This is a genomic window from Nocardia pneumoniae NBRC 100136 (assembly GCF_000308755.1).
Lineage (GTDB): Bacteria > Actinomycetota > Actinomycetes > Mycobacteriales > Mycobacteriaceae > Nocardia > Nocardia pneumoniae.
This window is the reverse complement of the sequence record NZ_BAGF01000060.1, coordinates 1-17,364: the sequence shown is the minus strand read 5'-3', so window position 1 is coordinate 17,364 and position 17,364 is coordinate 1. Positions and strand designations below refer to the sequence as shown.

The following is a 17,364-nucleotide window of genomic DNA, read 5'->3' as shown; positions in this document are numbered from 1 at the left end:
AGCGGTGCAGGCGGATACGCCGATGACGCGGTGCCATTTCTACCGAAATACGTGCGGGCTACCTGCCAGAGTTCAGCCCGAGCTCGGATGCATCATCGTGCCAGCGGGCCGAGTCGGTGCCATCACGATGCCCGCCGAGTTGGGTGGGCGGGTGAAAAGCCATATGCGGACTCAGGGCATATCGCTTGGTCCGATCGTCTCGCATCCGCACTCGAAACGGTGGACATTCCTCGTCGTGCCGGATGTACCAGACGAGAACAGGCTGTTCGCCGAGCTGTTTCGGCTCAAGGTCTCCGTATCACGGTTCGGCGCACAAATCGCGTTGCCGTCACCCGGTGCGCGGCAGGCGGGATTCCGCGTCTGGGTGCGGCCACCATGCGACGACTTCCGCCCATTCGGCATGGCCGTGATCAATTCCATCCGAGCCTGCCGACCACAGCGCAGACGGTGACGACATGGACCCGCTGTCGCCACGCCCCAAAGAAGATGACGTGCATCTGTCAATTCAATTCCATGATCTCCGTCTGGATTTCATTGCCTGCCTGACCGCGGCGTCACGATTTGTGCAGGAGTGGCGCGCCTACCACTACCCAGACGCGGTAACCGTCATTTCCGGCGACACTGCTGGCCTTTCCCGGTTGCCGAATGAGCGGCTCTACCTGGAGCCCTGACCTTGCTCGGCCCTCTTCACGGGCAGCCGCTGATACAGAGGAGAACTCAGCATGGCAACGTATTTCGACTGGGATGTACAACGCGTTTTGATCATCGCGCCCCACCCTGACGACGAAGTCCTCGGCTGTGGCGGTTTGATCAGCCGTGTCAAGCGTGAGGGCGGTGAAGTTCATGTGCTGTATGTGACCGCTGGTGAGGTCGCAGATTTCTCCTTGGCAGGCCGGTCAACTGCGGCCGAGAAGTTGCGTGAGATCGAGAAGGTTGCGGAGAGCTTCTCCCTGGACGGGTGGCACCTTGCGCTACCCGGCGACAAGCACAACTTGCGCCTGGACATTCTGCCGCGAAGCCAACTCGTAGATCTGCTGGAACGTCCTGGGAATCCGCTGGCGTTTCCCACCCTCAAACCGTCGGTGGTTCTCGCACCGGATCCGACCAGCTACAACCAAGACCACCAGGCGGTCGCATCGGCAGTCCTCACTGCGCTGAGGCCCGGACCGGACGCCTTTCGGCACCAGCCGACGGCGGTTCTCACGTATGAGGAGGCCGCCGATTCCTGGAGCGCGCAACCGGCTCTGGTCCGCAATGTCTTCGTCGAACTCGCCGCCGACGATGTCGACCGCAAGGTTGCCACGATGGCACTGCACGCCAGTCAATGGCGCGAGCACCCACACACCCGCTCCAAGGAAGCCCTGCGTGGTCTGGCGGTCCTGCGTGGTGCGCAAAGCGGCTACCGATACGCCGAGGCGTTCCACCTCCTGCGCTGGAGGGCATGACCATGACGCGACCCGATTCAATCGAGCAGTTGCCGGTCGCAGCCGCTGTCGCCGCCGTGCCAGCTCGGCGTGTGGCGGTGGTTGGATGCGGTTACGTGGGCCTGCCGGTCGTGATGCTCGCAGTTGCGGCTGGGCACACGGTCGTGGCCTTCGACACCGACCCGTATCGGGTTCTCCGGCTCGAGAACGGCGACCCCTACGTCCCGGACGTGACCGGTCAGCAGCTGCGGGCGGCGTTGGCAACCGGCCGCCTCATCCCGACTGGCGATTCGGATGCGCTCGAGGGTTTCGACGTTGCTCTGATCGCTGTACCGACACCGACCGATGGCAATCGTCCTGATCTGCGCTGTGTCGAGGCGGCCAGCAAGACCGTGGCCGCGTATCTCAGGCCTGGGGCAACTGTTGTTCTTGAGTCGACCACCTACCCGGGCACAACCGAAACGGTCGTGGTGCCGATTCTGGAGACGTCCGGATTCACCGTGGGTACTGGTATCCGCGTCGGATATGCGCCTGAGCGCATTAATCCTGGTAGCCCGCTTACGGAGCTGGTGTCGGTTCCGAAGATCGTCGCAGGGATCGACGACGAATCACGCGAAGTGGTCGCGGAGTTCTGGCGCGGTCTCGTCGATGAGGTCGTGCTCGCACCGGACATCCGCACCGCTGAGCTGGCCAAGCTGATCGAGAACACCTTCCGGCTGGTCAATATCTCTCTGGTCAACGAGCTTGCCCGCTACGCGCCCGCGCTCGGCGCGAGCATATGGGACGCCCTACGACTGGCGGCCACAAAACCATACGGGTACATGGAGTTTCATCCCAGCATCGGTGCGGGTGGACACTGCCTGCCAGCGGACACTCGATACCTCGCATGGTCGATCCGAGAGGCATCCGGGGCGCCAGCGCGGCTGGTCGAGACGGCGTCTCGAATCAACGACGCCATGCCGACCTACGTCGCTGGACGGATCGTGAGCGGCCTGCGTCGGCGGGAGCATGCGCCCGACCGTGCCTGCATCGTCGTAGTCGGCGTGACCTATAAGGCCGACGTTCCTGATCTCCGTGAATCGAGTGCGCTCAAGGTAGTCGACGAGCTGCGCCGGTTCAGCGCCGACGTGATCGTGGTCGAACCATTGGTTTCGGAGGTACCCACGATGCTGCAGGAGTTGACGGTTGAGATGGTCGCTCGCGCATCGGTTGTCGCGGTCCTGGTGGCTCACCGCGCACTTGACTACGACCTAATCCGCTCCGCCAGCTATGTGTTCGATGCCTGCTTCGCGCTTCCACCCGCTCCCAACGTCGAACGACTCTGAGCGTCAATGAGCTTCAGTTACCCAACCGCAAAGAGGAAGGAACACCCGTGAGTACCGACCACACCGTTGTCACTGGCGGCGCCGGATTCATCGGTTCGCATTTGTGCCGGGCACTGCTCGATCGCGGGCACCGCGTGACCGCGATCGACAACCTGTCCACCGGCCACCACGCAAATCTTCATCTCTTCACTGACAACCCGCGGTTCCAATTCCGCGCCGCGGACGTCACCACCACCGTCGCGTTCGCCGGTCTCGAGGATGTGTCCCATATCGTGCATCTGGCATGCCCAGCCAGTCCCAAAGCCAACACGGCTATGCCCATCGACACCATCCGCGCTGCCACGATCGGGACATTGAACGCCTTGGAACTGGCTGTCCGGAGTAGTGCCCGTGCGGTGATCGCCTCCAGTTCCGAGATATACGGAGACCCGCAGGTCCACCCGCAGCACGAAGACTATCGGGGCAACACCGACCCAGTCGGTCCGTTCAGTGCCTACACCGAGGGCAAGCGGGTCAGCGAGGCCGCAGCGGCCGCTCACCATCGTCAAGGTACGAACGTCGGAGTTGTACGACCGTTCAACGTCTACGGTCCCAATATGTGGCCCGAGGATGGCCGCGTTGTCTCCTCATTCTGTGCTGCTGCACTGCGCAGTGAAACCTTGCACATCAGCGGCGGCGGCAGACAGACTCGCTCGTTCGTCTACGTGGCGGATTTCGTCGCCGCGCTACTCGCGATGCTCGATGTCGACGAGTTCGGGCCGATCAATGTCGGCAGCGAGGACGAGGTATCCATCGCAGAACTCGCGCAACTTGTCATCGACCTCGCTGGGCGAGGGGAACTGGAGATCGGCCCCGGTCGAGATTCAGAGGTCACCGTCCGCCGCCCCGACACAAGCCGCGCCGCAACGATTCTCGGCTGGCGTGCCACCACAACTCTGCGCGACGGCATTCAGCAGTCGCTGACGTGGATGCGTGACGTACTCGACCGCAGCGAAACGGCGGTGCCGTAATGGTGCGGTTCACCCTGCCCGCCAGTTGGCGCACACTGGCCGGAAGCAACTTCGCAGGTCTGACCTGCGACGCAGTTACGGTAGGGCAGGCGCTGACCTGGCTCACAGACACGTTCCCGGTCTTCAAAGAACGAATCATCACCGAGGACGGTGACCTGGCGCCCTGGACTCTCGTGTGCCTCAACCACATCGACGTACGCAGCATTGGCGGACTCGCCGCTGAGATCACCGGTGACGACAGTGAGTTGGAGATCATTCCCGCCCTCATGGGAGGCTGACATTCACGGCATGGTCTATATCCCCGGTGGGCGCGTCGACATCGGCGCTCCCGAACCGCATCTCGACGATATCGCCAGCCAGCAGCACTACGGTCGCACGTGGTTCGAGGACGAAGCACCGCAGCACACGCGTGCCATCAGCGCCTACTACATCGATCGGACGCCGGTTACCAACGCCCAGTATGCGGCATTCGTCGATGCGACCGGGCACGTCACGAGAGCCGAGCGTCGGGGGTTCGGCCTGGTCTACGGCCCCACGTTCTGGCTCCAGCAACCCGGTACCTGCTGGAGGACGCCGGCACTAGGCGTGGACGCGGTGGCTGAGCGTCCCGACCATCCTGTGGTGCATGTCGACCACGCTGACGCCACGGCCTACGCCTCGTGGGCACGGAAGCGGTTGCCTACAGAGCCCGAATGGGAATATGCCGCGCACGGGCCTCGATGGTCGCCGTGGCCGTGGGGCGAACAGTGGGATCCGGCGCGGGCCAACAGCGCCGAATTCTGGGCTGGTCCGCTGTCCGATCTAGACGGATGGCGTCGGTGGTGGATGCGCCGGTACGCGGTCGATGGGCCCGCGCCGTCCACCACCGTGGTTGGTCAGTTCTCCCCAGCCGGTGACTCACCGTTCGGAGTAGCCGACATGTCCGGAAACATCGCCGAATGGACTGCCAGCACCTACGATCCCTACGATCCGCACCGCTCCTACGATCCGGCATTCGCTGCGGCCATGCGCTATCGGTACCGCGTGGTGCGTGGCGGCTCGTGGAAGCATTTCCGCTTCCAGACGCGCACCACCGAACGCATCGCGTGCCTGCCCGACTACAACTGCTTCGACATCGGTTTCCGATGCGTCGCCGATCCCAACCACGACGAAGGATAAGGTTCCTGCCCTATGCGCACGATCATCACCGGCGGTGCCGGTTTCATCGGCTCTCACCTGCTCGACCGTCTTATTCGCGACGGCCACACGGTCAGCGTTATCGACAACCTCTCCAGCGGAGACAAGTCCCGCGTTCCCGACGGCGTCACCCTGCACGTCGCCGACATCCGTGACGCCAACACGATGACCGAGATCGTCACCGACGAGCGGCCCGAACTGATCTTCCACCTCGCCGCGCAGATCAGCGTCCGGCACTCCGTGGCCGACCCCCAGAACGACGCGACCACGAACATCGGCGGCACCCTCAACCTGCTCACCGCCGGGCAGCAGGTCGGTGCCCGCATCATCCTGGCCTCCACCGGCGGCGCGATGTACGGCGACGGCGTACCCATGCCCACCATCGAAACAGTGCTCCCGCAGACCGAAGCGCCATACGGCATCAGCAAATACTGCGCCGAGGCGTATCTGTCGCTGTTCAACCGGCTCTACGGCACCCGCCACTTGTCGCTGAGGCTCGGCAACGCCTACGGTCCCCGGCAGGATCCCCACGGCGAAGCGGGCGTTGTCGCGATCTTCTGCGGACAGATCGCTCGCGGCGAAACACCGACCATCTTCGGCGACGGCACACAAACCAGGGACTACGTATACGTCGCCGACGTCATCGAGGCTTTCATGGCCGCCGCCGACTACACCGGCACCGAGGCCGTGTTCAACATCGGCACCGGTGCAGGCACATCCGTCCTGACCCTGCTCGACGCGGTGAACGCCGCCGCAGGCACCGCCATCGCGCCACGTTTCGCCCCCGAACGCGACGGCGAGTGGAAGCACGGCGCACTCGACTCAAGCCGCGCCGCAACAGAACTCGGATGGATAGCCGCCACGACCGTTACCGATGGCATCCTCCGCACCTACCAGCAGCTAACCGCATAATCGCTTGTACGTCTGCAGATCGCATGGGCCTCGATCCAAGGCGCGGTCACGGCCCCGGGGCCATCGGACGAAATGCCTGGGTTACTCTGCAACGGCGGAATGATTGAATCCAGCGGCGACATAGTCGATGTGCTCACCGGCATCCCTCGACACCAACGACGATGCGCATCGTCGCGTCGAAGGGAATTCGACGAGTCGATCTAGCCGAGCGATTGAATCGCACCCAGCGCCAGCTGAGTGACTAGCTGCCCGATCTCGGTACCGGCTGCCGCCGTGACAGCGCCGATTGCAGCAGCCAAGAGCGCTTGGAGTTTGGTCTTGTTCTCTTCGGGTGCCCCGGCTGCGCTGCGGATCTCCGTTGCAAGCTCCCTCACTTCGTCCGCGTTGGGCGGTTCTCCGGCAATGTACTGGTCGAGGGCATCAGCGACCGCGTTTACTCGATCGGCTTTGGCCTCGACGGTCAGTGTTTGCGTGAAATCGTTGCTGTTGATAGCGACCTGGGCCGGAGCGTTGTTTGTTATATTGTAATTATTTGTAACGCCGGTCGTGTTTGCGGGCTGCGGCGGGCCGGGGCGGACCGAAAGTCCACTCGCGACGAGCTTCTCACCAGCGGATGTAATCCGCGGCATGATCAGGCCACCACCGAAAGTCTGAGTCCCTCGGACGAGCTCCTCATCCAGCAGATACTCCGCAGCTCTTTGGAGTTCGCCATCATTGATGGGCTCTGCTGCCCAGCTTGCGGTGTCTTGGATGGCGTTTCGATCGAGTTGTTGTGGGCTACTACCGCTAGCATTTTCCTCGTACAACCACAGCAGTATTGCGTCTCTAATGCTCCACACGCGATCAGTCGCTATGCTCATGGATACGCCTTTCTGATGAGGTGGGCCGAGCGTCGGCTCCATACTCTGTCTCGGCCGATATCGTTGTCCCGTTACAGGTCCCCGTACTGACTAGACCTCATCGACGCCGCAGCCAAGGGGCTATGTGACATATGGGTTTGGGCCGCTGTGTCCATGAAAGTGGTTGCGTCACTTTGTCGATAAAGGCGTGTGTCGCGATCAGGTCTGGCTGGCGGGATCGATGTCGGCGAACGTCTTGACCCAACGGTGCGGTGGCCGTGGGGGATTGGGCTCGCCAGGGCGGGCTAGTCCGACTACTCGCCAGCCTGCGGCGACGGCGGCGTCGAGTTCGTCCGGGTGGTCGGACAGGAACAGGATGCGCTCGGCCGGAACGCCGATGGCGCCCGCGATCTTCTCGTAGGACGAGGATTCGCGCTTGCCGCCCGCTGTCGACAGATCGAAGTACCCGCTGATCAGCCCTGACAGACTGCGGCCGCGCGCGAAGGCGAACCAATCCTGTTGGTTGCGAACAGATCCCGACGAGTAGACGTATATCGAGAACCCAGCGGCGTGCCACGCGGCGAGTGCGGGCGGCACATCCGGGAAGAACTCGCCGTGCAGCGCGCCGTTGCGGAAGCCCTCCGCGCAGATGAGGCCCTGGGCGGTCTTGAGCGGCTCGGCCTTCACGTCCGAGTCCAGCCACTCGCGCAGGATCGCGGCGACCTCGGCGAGGTCGGCGTCCGGGCGCCCGGCCAGCTGCCTGGTCGCGGCCAGCACGGGCGCGGCGGCGGAGCTGTTCTCGGCCAGCCACGCCGGAAGCCTTTGCCGGGTGTAGCCGTACAGGTCCTCGCGGACCGCCGCGGTGGGGCTCGTGGTGCCCTCGATGTCGACGACTACGGCGCCGGTCACGACGCGGTCAGCAGCTCGTCGAGGGTGGGGAAGCCCGCGCTGATCTTGTCGCCGGTGAAGTCGCCGACCCAGCCGTCCTCCTCTTCGAAGAAGCGGATGGCGATGAAATCCGGGCGCTCACCCATGTCGAACCAGTGCAGCGTGCCCGCGGGCACCGAGAGCAGGTCGCCGCCCTCGCACACCACGGCCAGGACCTCGTGGCCGAGATGCAGGTAGAAGCAGCCGCGTCCGGCGGCGAAGAAGCGCACCTCGTCCTCGGCGTGCCGGTGCTCGTCGAGGAACTTTCCGCGCGCGCCCTTGGCGATCTGGGGCCAGTTCGGGTCGGTGTCGTCGGGATGGATGCGCGCGATGTCGATGTGCTTGTAGCGGCCGGACTCGTTCAGCTCGGCCACGTTGCTCGCGTAGTGGGCGAGCAGGTCGTCGGAAGACACGGACGCGGCGTTCTCGACCACCGGCCAGCGGCCGAACGTGATGCCGTGCCGGGCCAGTTCGGTGCCGATCTCTTCGTCGTCGGTGGTGCGGACGCGCACGTCGGCCGGGTTGTCCGCGGCCATCACCTGCAGCAGGGTCATGTCAGTCCAATCTCGAGAATGTCGTCGCGGGAGCCGAACGCCGCCGGGCTGCCGGTGCGGGACACCAGCTCGCACAACGCTTCCAAGCATTCGGCGCGGTCGCGCGCCTGGGGGAGATTATCCCCCCACGCCGTGATCCCGTGCCCGGCGATGAACAGGACCGGAAGAGCGCCGGGGTGGTCGAGGAGGTAGCGCTCGATATCCGCGCCGATGCGCGGCACGTCGGGCCAGTTCGGGAACACCGGGATGTCCGCGACGGCCGGATCGGTGCCGCCGAGCCCTTTGATCAGCTCGTAGTCGGTGATCCGAAGAGTGGTCAGCGCGCCGGGCTCGCCCGAGCGGGTGGCCAACGCGGTGGCGAACGGCGGGTGGATGTGGACCACGGCCTGGGCGGAGCGGGTCCGGTAGACGGCGGTGTGGATCGTGGTCTCCGCCGACGGTTTGCGGCCATGGTCGGACACCGGCGCCGAATCCGCGACCCGCACGGTCACCATGTCGCGCTCGGTGAGTTCGCCTTTGGACAACCCGCTGCCGGTGACGATGGCGGTCGCGCCGGTGCGGACCGAGATGTTGCCCGCCGTGCCGGGCATCCACCCGCGCCGGTAGAGCTCGCGCGCGATGTCCGCGATCGCCGTGCCGTGCGAAGGATCGTTGCGGTGCACCACGCCGTTCTCCGTGACCACCGCGGTCACCAGTTCACCCGGGGTCACGTCGAACGCCGGGTTGAAGACCTCGGTGTGCGCGGGAGCCGTTGGCACACCGCCGAATCCGGTGACCTCATGGGCCGCGCGTTCCTCCACGACGATCTCGCGGCCGGTGGCCATCTCGGGGTCGCGGGTCGACTCCGGGGCGACCACGACGAACGGGATGCCGTGATGCCGGGCGGCCAGCGCGAGGCCGTAGGTGCCGATCTTGTTGGCGACGTCGCCGTTGGCGGTGACCCGGTCGGCGCCCACCAGCACGCAGTCGACCTGCCCGGTCGCCATCGCCCACGCGGCCGCCGAGTCGATGGTCAGCCGATGCGGGATGCCCGCCTCGGCCAGTTCCCAGGTGGTCAGCCGCGCGCCCTGCAACAGCGGGCGGGTCTCGTCGACCAGGACCTGCTCGATCGCGCCCCGCTCGGACAGCACCCGCAGCGTGCCGATGGCGGTGCCGAACGCGCTGGTCGCGAGCCTGCCGGTGTTGCAGTGCGTGAGTACCCGCAGTGGCCGATCGGGGCACAGGCGCTGCACCAGGTCGGCGGCGTTGGTGGCGGCGGCCCGGTTGACCCGGCCGTCTTCGGCCAGCATGTCCAGCGTTTCGGCGAGCACCGCGTCCGCGCCCTCGGCCACCTTCGCGCGGACCCGCCGCACCGCCCAGGCCAGGTTGACGGCGGTCGGGCGCGCGGCGGCGATCCGATCAGCCTCGGCCTGGACCGCCGCCTCGTCGACCACACCGTCGACGGTGTGCGCGGCGGTGGCGATGACAACGCCGAACGCCCCCGCGATACCGATGGCGGGCGCGCCGCGGATGGCCAGCGTCTTGATCGCGTCGATGATCTGGTCGATCGTGCTCAGCCGCAGTTCGCGCACCTCGTGCGGCAGTCCGCGCTGGTCGATGGTGACGAGCGCACCGTCGTCCCAGAGCAGAGAGCTGTCGTCCATCAGGCGCATCCTTCGTCACGTCGAGCAGGGTCTTGCCTGGTCAACGGTATCGGACGGCGCTGGACGACCCGCAATCGCGTCAGGCTGCCCCGGGCGCGTCGGCGCGCAGCTTCGCGGCGCGTTCGCGGGGGTCGTAGTCGGGGCCGACGCCCTCGATCAGCAGCAGGTCACCGTCGATGTGATCGGCGCGCAGCGGCAGGATCTCCTGGTAGGCGGGCGAGCGGTACCACTCCCGCGCCTCGGTCATGCCGGGGAACTCGATCAGCACCATGCTGCCGGGCCAGCTGCCTTCCACGACCTCGGCCGGGGGTCCGTGGATGACGAAGCGACCGCCGAAGGGGTCCAAGGTGGCCTGGATGCGTTCCAGGTACTCCAGAATGTCGGGGTGTGGCCTGCGATCGCGCAGGTGGGCGAACCCATAGGCGGGCATGGCGTTCCTTCGTTCGATGACACCGGAGATGGCGTGGAATCGACCGTAGGTCCGCGCTGCGCGGGGCGGCAATTACTGCGGAGGTAAAAGGCGGCGAACAGACCGCGGCCGCCGGTCCCGGGAGGAGAGGGGACCGGCGGCGCGGCGAGGGCGCAGATCAGCTGTAGCGGCGGTCCTGCTCGCCGCGCCGGTCGCCCTCGGCCTTGCTGCCGCGACGGCTCTCCGGGTTCGCGCCTTCGGGCATGCCCTGCTCCTGGCGCTGTTGCTGCTGCTGCCTCGGCATCTGCTTCGGCATTTTCTTAGGCGTTTTCTTCGACTTTTCAGCCATCTCCACACGGTCCTTTCCGGGGGATTGATATTCGCCTAACAACTCACACGATAGCGAGCGGATATGGCTTGTGGAAGGGAAAGTGAAAAATATGGCCCTTAGCGGCCGTTTGTTTGCATTTCCGCAGGTAGGGCCGATATTGGTGACGGTATTCACTGGCGAATCCGGCTGTTCGATCGACGCATGATACATATTCCCTGGCCTTTCGGAAGCCGCTCTATAGAAATGTAATCAGGAACAATCGGAGCTCTCCTGGAGGGATTCGCGGCGCTGATTGGTCTCGAGCCTGGGGCGCTTCGCGCATGGGGTGACGAATTCAATTCTGCCGTCGTGGCGCATGCGGTCGTCGGCCTGGGGTGACCGCCGCGGAGATTTGAAAATCATTGTTGCTGAATAGTTTTCGTGCCGTCATTGGGTCTGTGAGGTGAGTGTTATGACCGGCGACGTCCGGATGCTGGCCTGGAAGCCGAACGTGTACAGCCTTTTTCAACCTCAGCGGCGATCATGTATGTACCGGTCCGCTGGCCCGGAGAACGTCCTCCCGGCGCTCAATAGCGCAGCGGGAGGAATTCGACGATCGCGTCGTCGACCGCGTCGGGCGGCACCACGACCAGACCATCGCGGTCGACCAGGCCGCCCAGGTGTGCGGTGCGAATGGTCGGGTCGCCGATCCATCCACCCTCGTCCACGGCGCGGGCGGGGACGACACGCGGCACCTGACCCGTGACCTCGGCGGCGTTGCGCAACGGCCCGCGCAGCGGGCGCGCCGCGGACGCGCCGGTGCGACCCTCGACGATCGCGGGCGCCACGGCCATGAGCGTCGCGACGGCGGCGAACGGGTTTCCGGGCAGGCCGAGCACCGTGGTACCGGACCCGAGCTCGGCGACGACGGTGGAACCGCCCGGACGCAGGCGCAGGCGTGGCACGACGATCTCGGCCCCGGCGCGGGTCAGCGCGGCACGCAGCTGGTCGGCGGCCCCGCCGCCGGTCGCGCCGACTATCACCAGCAGGTCGCCGTCCGGCGAGACGGCCAGGACCTCGTCGAAGCCGTGCGGCGTGTCGCGCAGGTGCACCCGGTCGACAGTGTGAATGCCGTACCAGGACAGCAGGTCGGGCAGGATCGGGCCGATCGAGTCGCGGGTCTGGCCCGCCTGCAGTGGACCCTCGCTGCGGATCTCGTCACCGGTCATGACGATGCGGGCGCGCACCGGGCCGCGCACCGTCGCCGCGGTGACCTCGACGCTCGCGGCCGCGGAGATCAGCGCCGCGGTGACCGGCGTGCCTTCCGGCGCGACGAGGTCGCCGACCTCGCGGTCCTCGCCGCGGCGGCGGATGTCGTCGCGCGGCGGAGTGTCCGGCAGCCGGTAGAGGGTTTCCTCCGCGACGTGCGCGAACTCGTCGCGCAGCACGCCGGTGGTGCCGTCCGGGACGTGCGCGCCGGTCGCGATCCGCACCGCCTCACCGGACAGCAGCCCCACCGGACGCCGCCCGCCCGCGAAGCCGATATCGCGGCGCAGGCGCCACGGCCCCTCGCCAGCCACCGCGTAGCCGTCCATCGCCGACACGTCGAAGCGGGGCAGCGGCCCGGCCGCCGTCAGCGGGCCCGCGAGCGCGGCGCCGGTCACCGAGCGCAGGTCCGCCTCATAAGCGGTCAATCGGGAGAGTCTGCCGCGCAACCGGTTTCGCGCCTCGTCGAGATCGAGTGGCGGATGCCTGCGCGGTGCTTCGACCGCTGCCCTGGCCTGCCGCACCTGCTCCTCGGTGTCGCAGTCGCCGACCCCGGGCAGCGGGATGATCGCGGCGTCGGCGGGGACCAGCGCCTTCATCGGCTGGTTGATCAGCGCGCCGAGCCCGTTCAGCGCGGCCGTCAGCGCGGAGCGTCGCCACACGCCGATCAGGTACTGCGGACGACCCGACTCGTCGGCCGCGAACACCGCGTCCGCGCCGGACTCGTTGGCGTGCCGCAGCAGCTCGGCGAGCGCCCACTCCGAGAGAAACGGCAGGTCGGCGGCGAGCACCGCGACCAGCGGCGCGGCCGAGCCGAGCGCGCGCAACCCCGCGTCGATCGCGGCCACCGGCCCCGACCCGGGCGGCACCTCCCTGACCTGGATGATTCGCGGCGGCAGCTCGGGCCGGTGCGGCCCGACCACCACGGTGTGCGCGCAGGAGGCAACCGCGGCGAGCGCCACCTCGAGCATGGAACGGCCGCCGATGACGATCGCGGGTTTGTCCACACCGCCCATCCGGCTGGCCCGGCCGCCCGCGAGCACGATCGCGTCGACGGCCGTCACACGCCTCGACCTCGAGCTAGGTACACCATGGCGGCCATGCTAATTCGTCGGTGCCGGGAAGCCAGGGAGCGGACGGCGCCGATCAGGCGTTCGACCGGAAACGGGCGGACCGCAGCAGCCGGAATTCGTTGTCGTCCGGGTCGGCGAGCACCAGATCGGTCTCGTGGTCGGGAGCCGGGGCGGCCCGGTCGATCGTCCTGGCGCCGGCGGCGCGCAGCCGGGCCACCTCGGCGGCGTGGTCATCGGCCGGAAACGAGGCGAGGTCCAGATGCAGCCTGGTGCGTCCGGACCCGGCGTCAGGGGTGTGCACGAACTCCAGCCAGGAACCGAGACCGGCCGGCGAACGCAACCCGGCCAGTCGCGCGCCGCGGTGCGCGAACGGCCAGCCGGTGGCGACCGACCAGAATTCGGCCAGGCGCGCCGGGTCGCGCGTGTCGACCACAATCGCCGCGACGGCTCCGGTGTCCACGTACTCCTCCCTGGGTTCGAGCACGCAGAACTCGTTTCCCTCCGGATCGGCCAGCACCGTCCACGGCACCGCGCCCTGGCCGATGTTCACCCGGCGCGCCCCCAGCGCCAGCGCCCGGTCCACCTGGGTGCGCTGATGGTCCAGCGAGCGGGTGGCCAGATCGAGGTGCAGGCGGTTCTTGCCGATCTTGGCCCGCAGCGCGGGCAGGAAGGTGAGGGCCGGTCCGGGACCGTCGGCCTCGGAGGCCATGACGTCCACTCGATCGGGACACTCGAGCGTCACGCTCCAGCCGAGCAGTTCGGCCCAGAAGTCCGCGACCAACCGCGGCCGGTCGGCATCGAATACGACACACGCCAGGCGGGTGGGCATGGCTCAACGGTACGCGCTCAGCGGTCCGCGCGATCAGGAAACGGGAAGCGGGCGACGCGCAGGTCGACGCGTCCGTCCCGGATCGGCACGCCCTCCTCGGCGAGCAGGCGCAGCTGGCGATGGGCCAGGTGCGCGGCCGGTCGGCCGCTCGCGCCGAGCACGCGATGCCAGGGCAGGTCCGCGGCGTCGGTGCGCATGATCCAGCCCACCGTGCGCGGTGTGGACAGCCCGACGGCGGCGGCGATGTCGCCGTAGGTCGCCACCCGGCCGCGTGGGATCGACGCCACCAGCGCGCGCACCCGCTCGATCTGGGCGTCTGTCGTCGGCATCGGTTCAGAGCACCGAGCGCACGAGTTCGCCGGTCTCGGCCGGATACGCCTGCGCGACCATGTGATCGCAATTCCATTCCAGCACCGTCAGGCTGGCGCCCATGTGCTCGGTGAGCGCCGCGCGGAACTCCGGGGTGACGAACGGCGGGTCGACCTTCATCGCCTGCACCAGCACGGTGGGCAGCTCACGGGGCGGCAGCACCCAGTGCCGGGCCAGCTGGCCCCAGTAGGAGTTGATGGCGGGCAGGCTCATCCGCCAGCCGAAGCGCCCGTCCGCGGTGGGCATCAGATGTTCGGTGAGCTCGGCCTCCAGCAGGCGCGGCTCCACGTCGCTCCAGCCGCTGTCCAGCTTGTCCTGGCGCGCCTCGTCGACGCTGTCGTAGTCGGCCGAGACCAGCGTGGACAGCGCGATCCGGTTGAGCCATTCCGGCTCCAGCGCGATGGCCGGGTCGAGCAGCACCAGATGGCGCACCAATTCCGGATGTCGGTGCGCCAGATGCAGTGCGCACGCGCCGCCGAACGAATGCGCGACCACCACGACCGGTCCGTCGGCCTCGGCGGCGAGCAGTTCGACGAGGTCGTCGACGATGGTCTCGAAGTTCCACGGTGGCAGCGAGGTCGAACGACCGTGTCCGCGCAGGTCGGGGGCGAGCACACGGACGTCGGGCAGATGCCGGGTGGCCAGGTCTTCCCAGCGTTTGCCGTGACCGGTCACACCGTGCAGGGCGAGCACCACCGGTCCGGTCGTCGGCCCGAACCGATGGACATTCAAAACAGACACCGGTTCATTGTGACCTGCGCCGGAATCGTTCGCAGAGCCAGTGGAGCGGAGGGGTGTACCGGCGTGTCGGTCGCGTCTGTTGCAATAGCCCGCGTGGTGCGATCGGATGGCGCGGTGCGACTTGTTCGCCGGAATGTGGTGGCGCCCCGGCCGCGAGACTGGGGCGCCGACGTTCGCGCGCTGCTGGAGGCCGCGGCCGAGGACGGCCCGGCACGCACCGGGTGGCAGCCCTGGCAGGTGCTCGGCGGCCCCGGTACGGGCAAAACGTCCTTGCTCGTCGATATCGCGGCCGCGCGCATCGCGTCCGGGGCCGATCCCGAATCCGTGCTGGTACTGGCCCATTCGAAGCACGCGGCACGCGCGGTGCGCGACGCCATCACCGCGCGGCTGGCCGGACCCGAGCCCGGCGCCGAGGGCGGTGTGCCCGGCGCCACACGGGAGCCGCTGGTGCGCACGGTGCACTCGTATGCCTTCTCCGTGCTGCGCAGACATGCGACGGCACACGGCAACCCGCCGCCGCGCTTGCTGACCGGCGCCGAGCAGGACGCGGTGCTGCGCGAAATGCTGCGCGGCGACCTGGCGGATATCGCGGAGGGCGCGAACGGGTTGTGGCCGGAGCGACTGCGGCCCGCGCTCGCGCTCGGCGGATTCGCCGAGCAGTTGCGTGATCTCATGCTCCGGGCCACCGAGCGCGGTATCGGCCCGGAGGACCTGATCCGGCTCGGCCGCGAACACGCCAAGCCCGAGTGGGTGGCGGCGGGCAGATTCGCGCTCCGCTACGAGCAGACGATGCTGTTGCGCTGGTCGGTCGGCGTGGAGGCGCCGGAGGCGACAGCCCCTGCCCTGGACGCCGCCGAACTGGTCGGCGCGGCGCTGGACGCGCTGGCCGCCGACCCGAATCTGCTTGCCGCGGAACGCTCCAGGATCGGATATCTGCTGGTCGACGACGCCCAGCACCTCGATCCGCAGGCGGCGATGCTGCTCAAGGCGATCGGGCGCGGCGCGCGGACCACGGTGATCGCGGGCGATCCCGATCAGGCCGTCTTCGCCTTCCGCGGCGCGGACGCGCGGTTCGTCGCCGACCTGGACGCGCCGGACGGGCAGCGCATCGTGCTGCGGGACAACCATCGGTTCCACGGTCAGGTGGGGCTGGCGGTCGCGCGGATCGCGGCCCGTCTGCCGGGCACCGCGCCGCAGCGTTTTCCGGTGCCCGACCAGCTGGCGCCGCAGGACGACGGCGCCGAGGTACGGGTCCGCGTGCTCGCCACGCCCGCGAAAGAGGCCGCGCTGATCGCCGACCATTTGCGCCGCGCCCACCTCACGGGCGGGGTGCCGTGGTCGCGGATGGCGGTGATCGTCCGCTCGGTGCCGCTGTCGCTGGCGCCGCTGCGTCGCGCCCTGCTGGCCGCGGGCGTGCCGGTGCAGCAGCCCGCGCTGGACACGCCGCTGGCGCGCAGGCGCGGTGCGGCGTGGATGTTGCTGTCGCTGCGCGCGGTGCTGGCGGGCGAGGCCGTAGCACGCGGAGCGGAACCGGAGTTCGAGCCGGAGGACGCGCTCGACCTGCTGGCCGGGCCGCTCGGCGGCGCCGATCAGATCACCTTGCGCCGCCTGCGGCGCGGCATCCGGCGCGCGGTGCTCCACGTCGCGCGGACCGGGGCGAAAACCGTCGAGAGCGAGGAGGATTCGCCGCCGGATCACGACGCGGACATCGACCGTCCCTCCGCACTGGTGCTGCGTGATCTGCTGATCGGATCCGGCGACGCGGCGATCCTGGACCGGCTCACCGAGGTCGAGGCCGCGCCGCTGCGCCGGGTCCTGGACGCGCTGAACCGGGCGCGCAAGGCGCGGGCGCGCGGCGCGGGCTTGGAGGACGTGCTGTGGGCGCTGTGGACCGGTTCCCGGCTGGAGCGGCGCTGGGTGGCCCAATCCGAGCGCGGCGGCGCGGTCGGCATGCAGGCCGATCGGGATCTGGACGCCGCCGTCGGGCTGTTCGACGCGGCCGCCGCCTATGTCGATCGGCTGCCGCGAGCGAGCATCGAAGGCTTCGTCGATTACCTGTCGCAGCAGGAGATTCCGCACGATGCCGCGCCACGCACCGCCCCGGGCGAGGCGGTCGCGCTGCTGAGCGCGCACGCCGCCGCGGGGCGGGAGTGGGACGTGGTCGCCGTCGCCGCCGTCCAGGAGGGGATCTGGCCCAACCCGCGCTCGCGCGGCACCCTGCTGCACACCGAGGAGCTGGTCGATCTCACCGCCGGTGTCGCCGATGCCGGGGAGCGGGTGAGCCGCGTGGCGCCGATCCTCGCCGAGGAACGCAGGCTGCTGCTCGTCGCGTGCAGCCGCGCCCGGAGATCGTTGCTGGTGACCGCCGTGGAATCGGTCTCGGGCGAACGCGATCTGGTGCCGTCGCGTTTTCTCGCCGAGCTGCTCGGCCACGACGACGACGGCGAGCCCGGCGCGCTTCCGGTGGTCGACCCCGGCCGTGCCCTGGTGATGCATTCCTTGGTGGCCGAATTGCGTGGCGTCGTCTGTGATCCCGAGGCCGACCCGGACCGCAGGC

The 17,364-nt window shown here is 68.0% G+C and carries 18 protein-coding genes; 8 read left to right on the top strand and 10 right to left on the bottom strand.

Annotation, left to right across the window (positions count from 1 at the left end; all coding sequences use genetic code 11):
• The first annotated feature begins 455 nt into the window (after positions 1-455).
• The 7 genes from ON34_RS36165 to ON34_RS20235 are packed head-to-tail and all read left to right on the top strand — an operon-like array spanning position 456 to position 5,847.
• Positions 456-671 (top strand): hypothetical protein, encoded by a 216-nt coding sequence (locus tag ON34_RS36165; protein WP_157172352.1) that lies wholly within the window; start codon positions 456-458, stop codon positions 669-671.
• 51 nt (positions 672-722) lie between these two features.
• Positions 723-1,445 (top strand): PIG-L deacetylase family protein, encoded by a 723-nt coding sequence (locus ON34_RS20260; RefSeq protein WP_040781604.1) that lies wholly within the window; start codon positions 723-725, stop codon positions 1,443-1,445.
• A complete protein-coding gene (locus ON34_RS20255) occupies positions 1,442-2,749 on the top strand; it encodes a nucleotide sugar dehydrogenase (RefSeq protein WP_169333887.1) in 1,308 nt (435 codons plus the stop codon). Before ON34_RS20260 ends, ON34_RS20255 begins: the two co-directional genes overlap by 4 nt.
• Before the next feature lie 47 nt (positions 2,750-2,796).
• The gene (locus tag ON34_RS20250) at positions 2,797-3,759 is read left to right on the top strand and encodes an NAD-dependent epimerase/dehydratase family protein (protein WP_040781602.1); all 963 of its coding nucleotides are present in this window, start codon (positions 2,797-2,799) and stop codon (positions 3,757-3,759) included.
• Positions 3,759-4,037 (top strand): ubiquitin family protein, encoded by a 279-nt coding sequence (locus tag ON34_RS20245; RefSeq protein ID WP_040781600.1) that lies wholly within the window; start codon positions 3,759-3,761, stop codon positions 4,035-4,037. Before ON34_RS20250 ends, ON34_RS20245 begins: the two co-directional genes overlap by 1 nt.
• A gap of 10 nt (positions 4,038-4,047) precedes the next feature.
• Positions 4,048-4,917, top strand: coding sequence for a formylglycine-generating enzyme family protein (locus ON34_RS20240; RefSeq protein ID WP_040781597.1), 870 nt, complete (start codon positions 4,048-4,050; stop codon positions 4,915-4,917).
• A gap of 12 nt (positions 4,918-4,929) precedes the next feature.
• Complete coding sequence (locus ON34_RS20235; RefSeq protein ID WP_040781596.1) at positions 4,930-5,847, top strand: NAD-dependent epimerase/dehydratase family protein; 918 nt, start codon at positions 4,930-4,932, stop codon at positions 5,845-5,847.
• Positions 5,848-6,047: 200 nt separating this feature from the next.
• Here ON34_RS20235 and ON34_RS33685 read toward each other — a convergent pair whose 3' ends face one another.
• The 10 genes from ON34_RS33685 to ON34_RS20190 all read right to left on the bottom strand — a co-directional run bounded on the left by ON34_RS33685 (position 6,048) and on the right by ON34_RS20190 (position 14,807).
• Positions 6,048-6,707 (bottom strand): hypothetical protein, encoded by a 660-nt coding sequence (locus ON34_RS33685; protein WP_051022903.1) that lies wholly within the window; start codon positions 6,705-6,707, stop codon positions 6,048-6,050.
• A 198-nt stretch (positions 6,708-6,905) separates the two neighbouring features.
• Complete coding sequence (mtnC, locus tag ON34_RS20225; protein WP_040781592.1) at positions 6,906-7,595, bottom strand: acireductone synthase; 690 nt, start codon at positions 7,593-7,595, stop codon at positions 6,906-6,908.
• Complete coding sequence (locus tag ON34_RS20220; RefSeq protein WP_040781590.1) at positions 7,592-8,167, bottom strand: 1,2-dihydroxy-3-keto-5-methylthiopentene dioxygenase; 576 nt, start codon at positions 8,165-8,167, stop codon at positions 7,592-7,594. The genes mtnC and ON34_RS20220 overlap by 4 nt, the downstream gene beginning before the upstream one ends.
• Positions 8,164-9,810, bottom strand: coding sequence for a bifunctional S-methyl-5-thioribose-1-phosphate isomerase/methylthioribulose 1-phosphate dehydratase (locus ON34_RS20215; RefSeq protein WP_063821715.1), 1,647 nt, complete (start codon positions 9,808-9,810; stop codon positions 8,164-8,166). The genes ON34_RS20220 and ON34_RS20215 overlap by 4 nt, the downstream gene beginning before the upstream one ends.
• A 79-nt stretch (positions 9,811-9,889) precedes the next feature.
• Positions 9,890-10,240 carry a DUF1330 domain-containing protein gene (locus tag ON34_RS20210; RefSeq protein ID WP_040781588.1) on the bottom strand — a complete coding sequence of 117 codons (351 nt, stop codon included), beginning with the start codon at positions 10,238-10,240 and terminating at the stop codon, positions 9,890-9,892.
• Between the two features lie 157 nt (positions 10,241-10,397).
• Positions 10,398-10,568, bottom strand: a complete 171-nt coding sequence (locus ON34_RS36160) for a hypothetical protein (RefSeq protein WP_157172350.1) — start codon at positions 10,566-10,568, stop codon at positions 10,398-10,400.
• Between the two features lie 548 nt (positions 10,569-11,116).
• Positions 11,117-12,859 (bottom strand): NTP transferase domain-containing protein, encoded by a 1,743-nt coding sequence (locus ON34_RS20205; protein WP_040781587.1) that lies wholly within the window; start codon positions 12,857-12,859, stop codon positions 11,117-11,119.
• Positions 12,860-12,941: 82 nt separating this feature from the next.
• Positions 12,942-13,697 (bottom strand): VOC family protein, encoded by a 756-nt coding sequence (locus ON34_RS20200; protein WP_040781585.1) that lies wholly within the window; start codon positions 13,695-13,697, stop codon positions 12,942-12,944.
• Between the two features lie 17 nt (positions 13,698-13,714).
• The gene (locus ON34_RS20195) at positions 13,715-14,026 is read right to left on the bottom strand and encodes an MGMT family protein (protein ID WP_040781583.1); all 312 of its coding nucleotides are present in this window, start codon (positions 14,024-14,026) and stop codon (positions 13,715-13,717) included.
• A gap of 4 nt (positions 14,027-14,030) precedes the next feature.
• On the bottom strand, positions 14,031-14,807 hold the full coding sequence (locus ON34_RS20190; RefSeq protein ID WP_040781581.1) for an alpha/beta hydrolase: 777 nt from the start codon (positions 14,805-14,807) through the stop codon (positions 14,031-14,033).
• 93 nt (positions 14,808-14,900) lie between these two features.
• Between ON34_RS20190 and ON34_RS20185 the strand changes: the two genes are divergently transcribed.
• A partial coding sequence (locus ON34_RS20185) for an ATP-dependent helicase (RefSeq protein WP_245548110.1) occupies positions 14,901-17,364 on the top strand: 2,464 nt, incomplete at its 3' end.

Excerpts from the sequence above, each read along its gene's own strand:
- ON34_RS36165 (WP_157172352.1), top strand. The coding sequence starts at position 456 with ATGGACCCGCTGTCGCCACGCCCCAAAGAAGATGACGTGCATCTGTCA.
- ON34_RS20260 (WP_040781604.1), top strand. The coding sequence starts at position 723 with ATGGCAACGTATTTCGACTGGGATGTACAACGCGTTTTGATCATCGCG.
- ON34_RS20255 (WP_169333887.1), top strand. The coding sequence starts at position 1,442 with ATGACCATGACGCGACCCGATTCAATCGAGCAGTTGCCGGTCGCAGCC.
- ON34_RS20245 (WP_040781600.1), top strand. The coding sequence starts at position 3,759 with ATGGTGCGGTTCACCCTGCCCGCCAGTTGGCGCACACTGGCCGGAAGC.
- ON34_RS20240 (WP_040781597.1), top strand. The coding sequence starts at position 4,048 with ATGGTCTATATCCCCGGTGGGCGCGTCGACATCGGCGCTCCCGAACCG.
- ON34_RS20235 (WP_040781596.1), top strand. The coding sequence starts at position 4,930 with ATGCGCACGATCATCACCGGCGGTGCCGGTTTCATCGGCTCTCACCTG.
- ON34_RS33685 (WP_051022903.1), bottom strand. The coding sequence starts at position 6,707 with ATGAGCATAGCGACTGATCGCGTGTGGAGCATTAGAGACGCAATACTG.
- ON34_RS20220 (WP_040781590.1), bottom strand. The coding sequence starts at position 8,167 with ATGACCCTGCTGCAGGTGATGGCCGCGGACAACCCGGCCGACGTGCGC.
- ON34_RS20215 (WP_063821715.1), bottom strand. The coding sequence starts at position 9,810 with ATGGACGACAGCTCTCTGCTCTGGGACGACGGTGCGCTCGTCACCATC.
- ON34_RS20210 (WP_040781588.1), bottom strand. The coding sequence starts at position 10,240 with ATGCCCGCCTATGGGTTCGCCCACCTGCGCGATCGCAGGCCACACCCC.
- ON34_RS36160 (WP_157172350.1), bottom strand. The coding sequence starts at position 10,568 with ATGGCTGAAAAGTCGAAGAAAACGCCTAAGAAAATGCCGAAGCAGATG.
- ON34_RS20200 (WP_040781585.1), bottom strand. The coding sequence starts at position 13,697 with ATGCCCACCCGCCTGGCGTGTGTCGTATTCGATGCCGACCGGCCGCGG.
- ON34_RS20195 (WP_040781583.1), bottom strand. The coding sequence starts at position 14,026 with ATGCCGACGACAGACGCCCAGATCGAGCGGGTGCGCGCGCTGGTGGCG.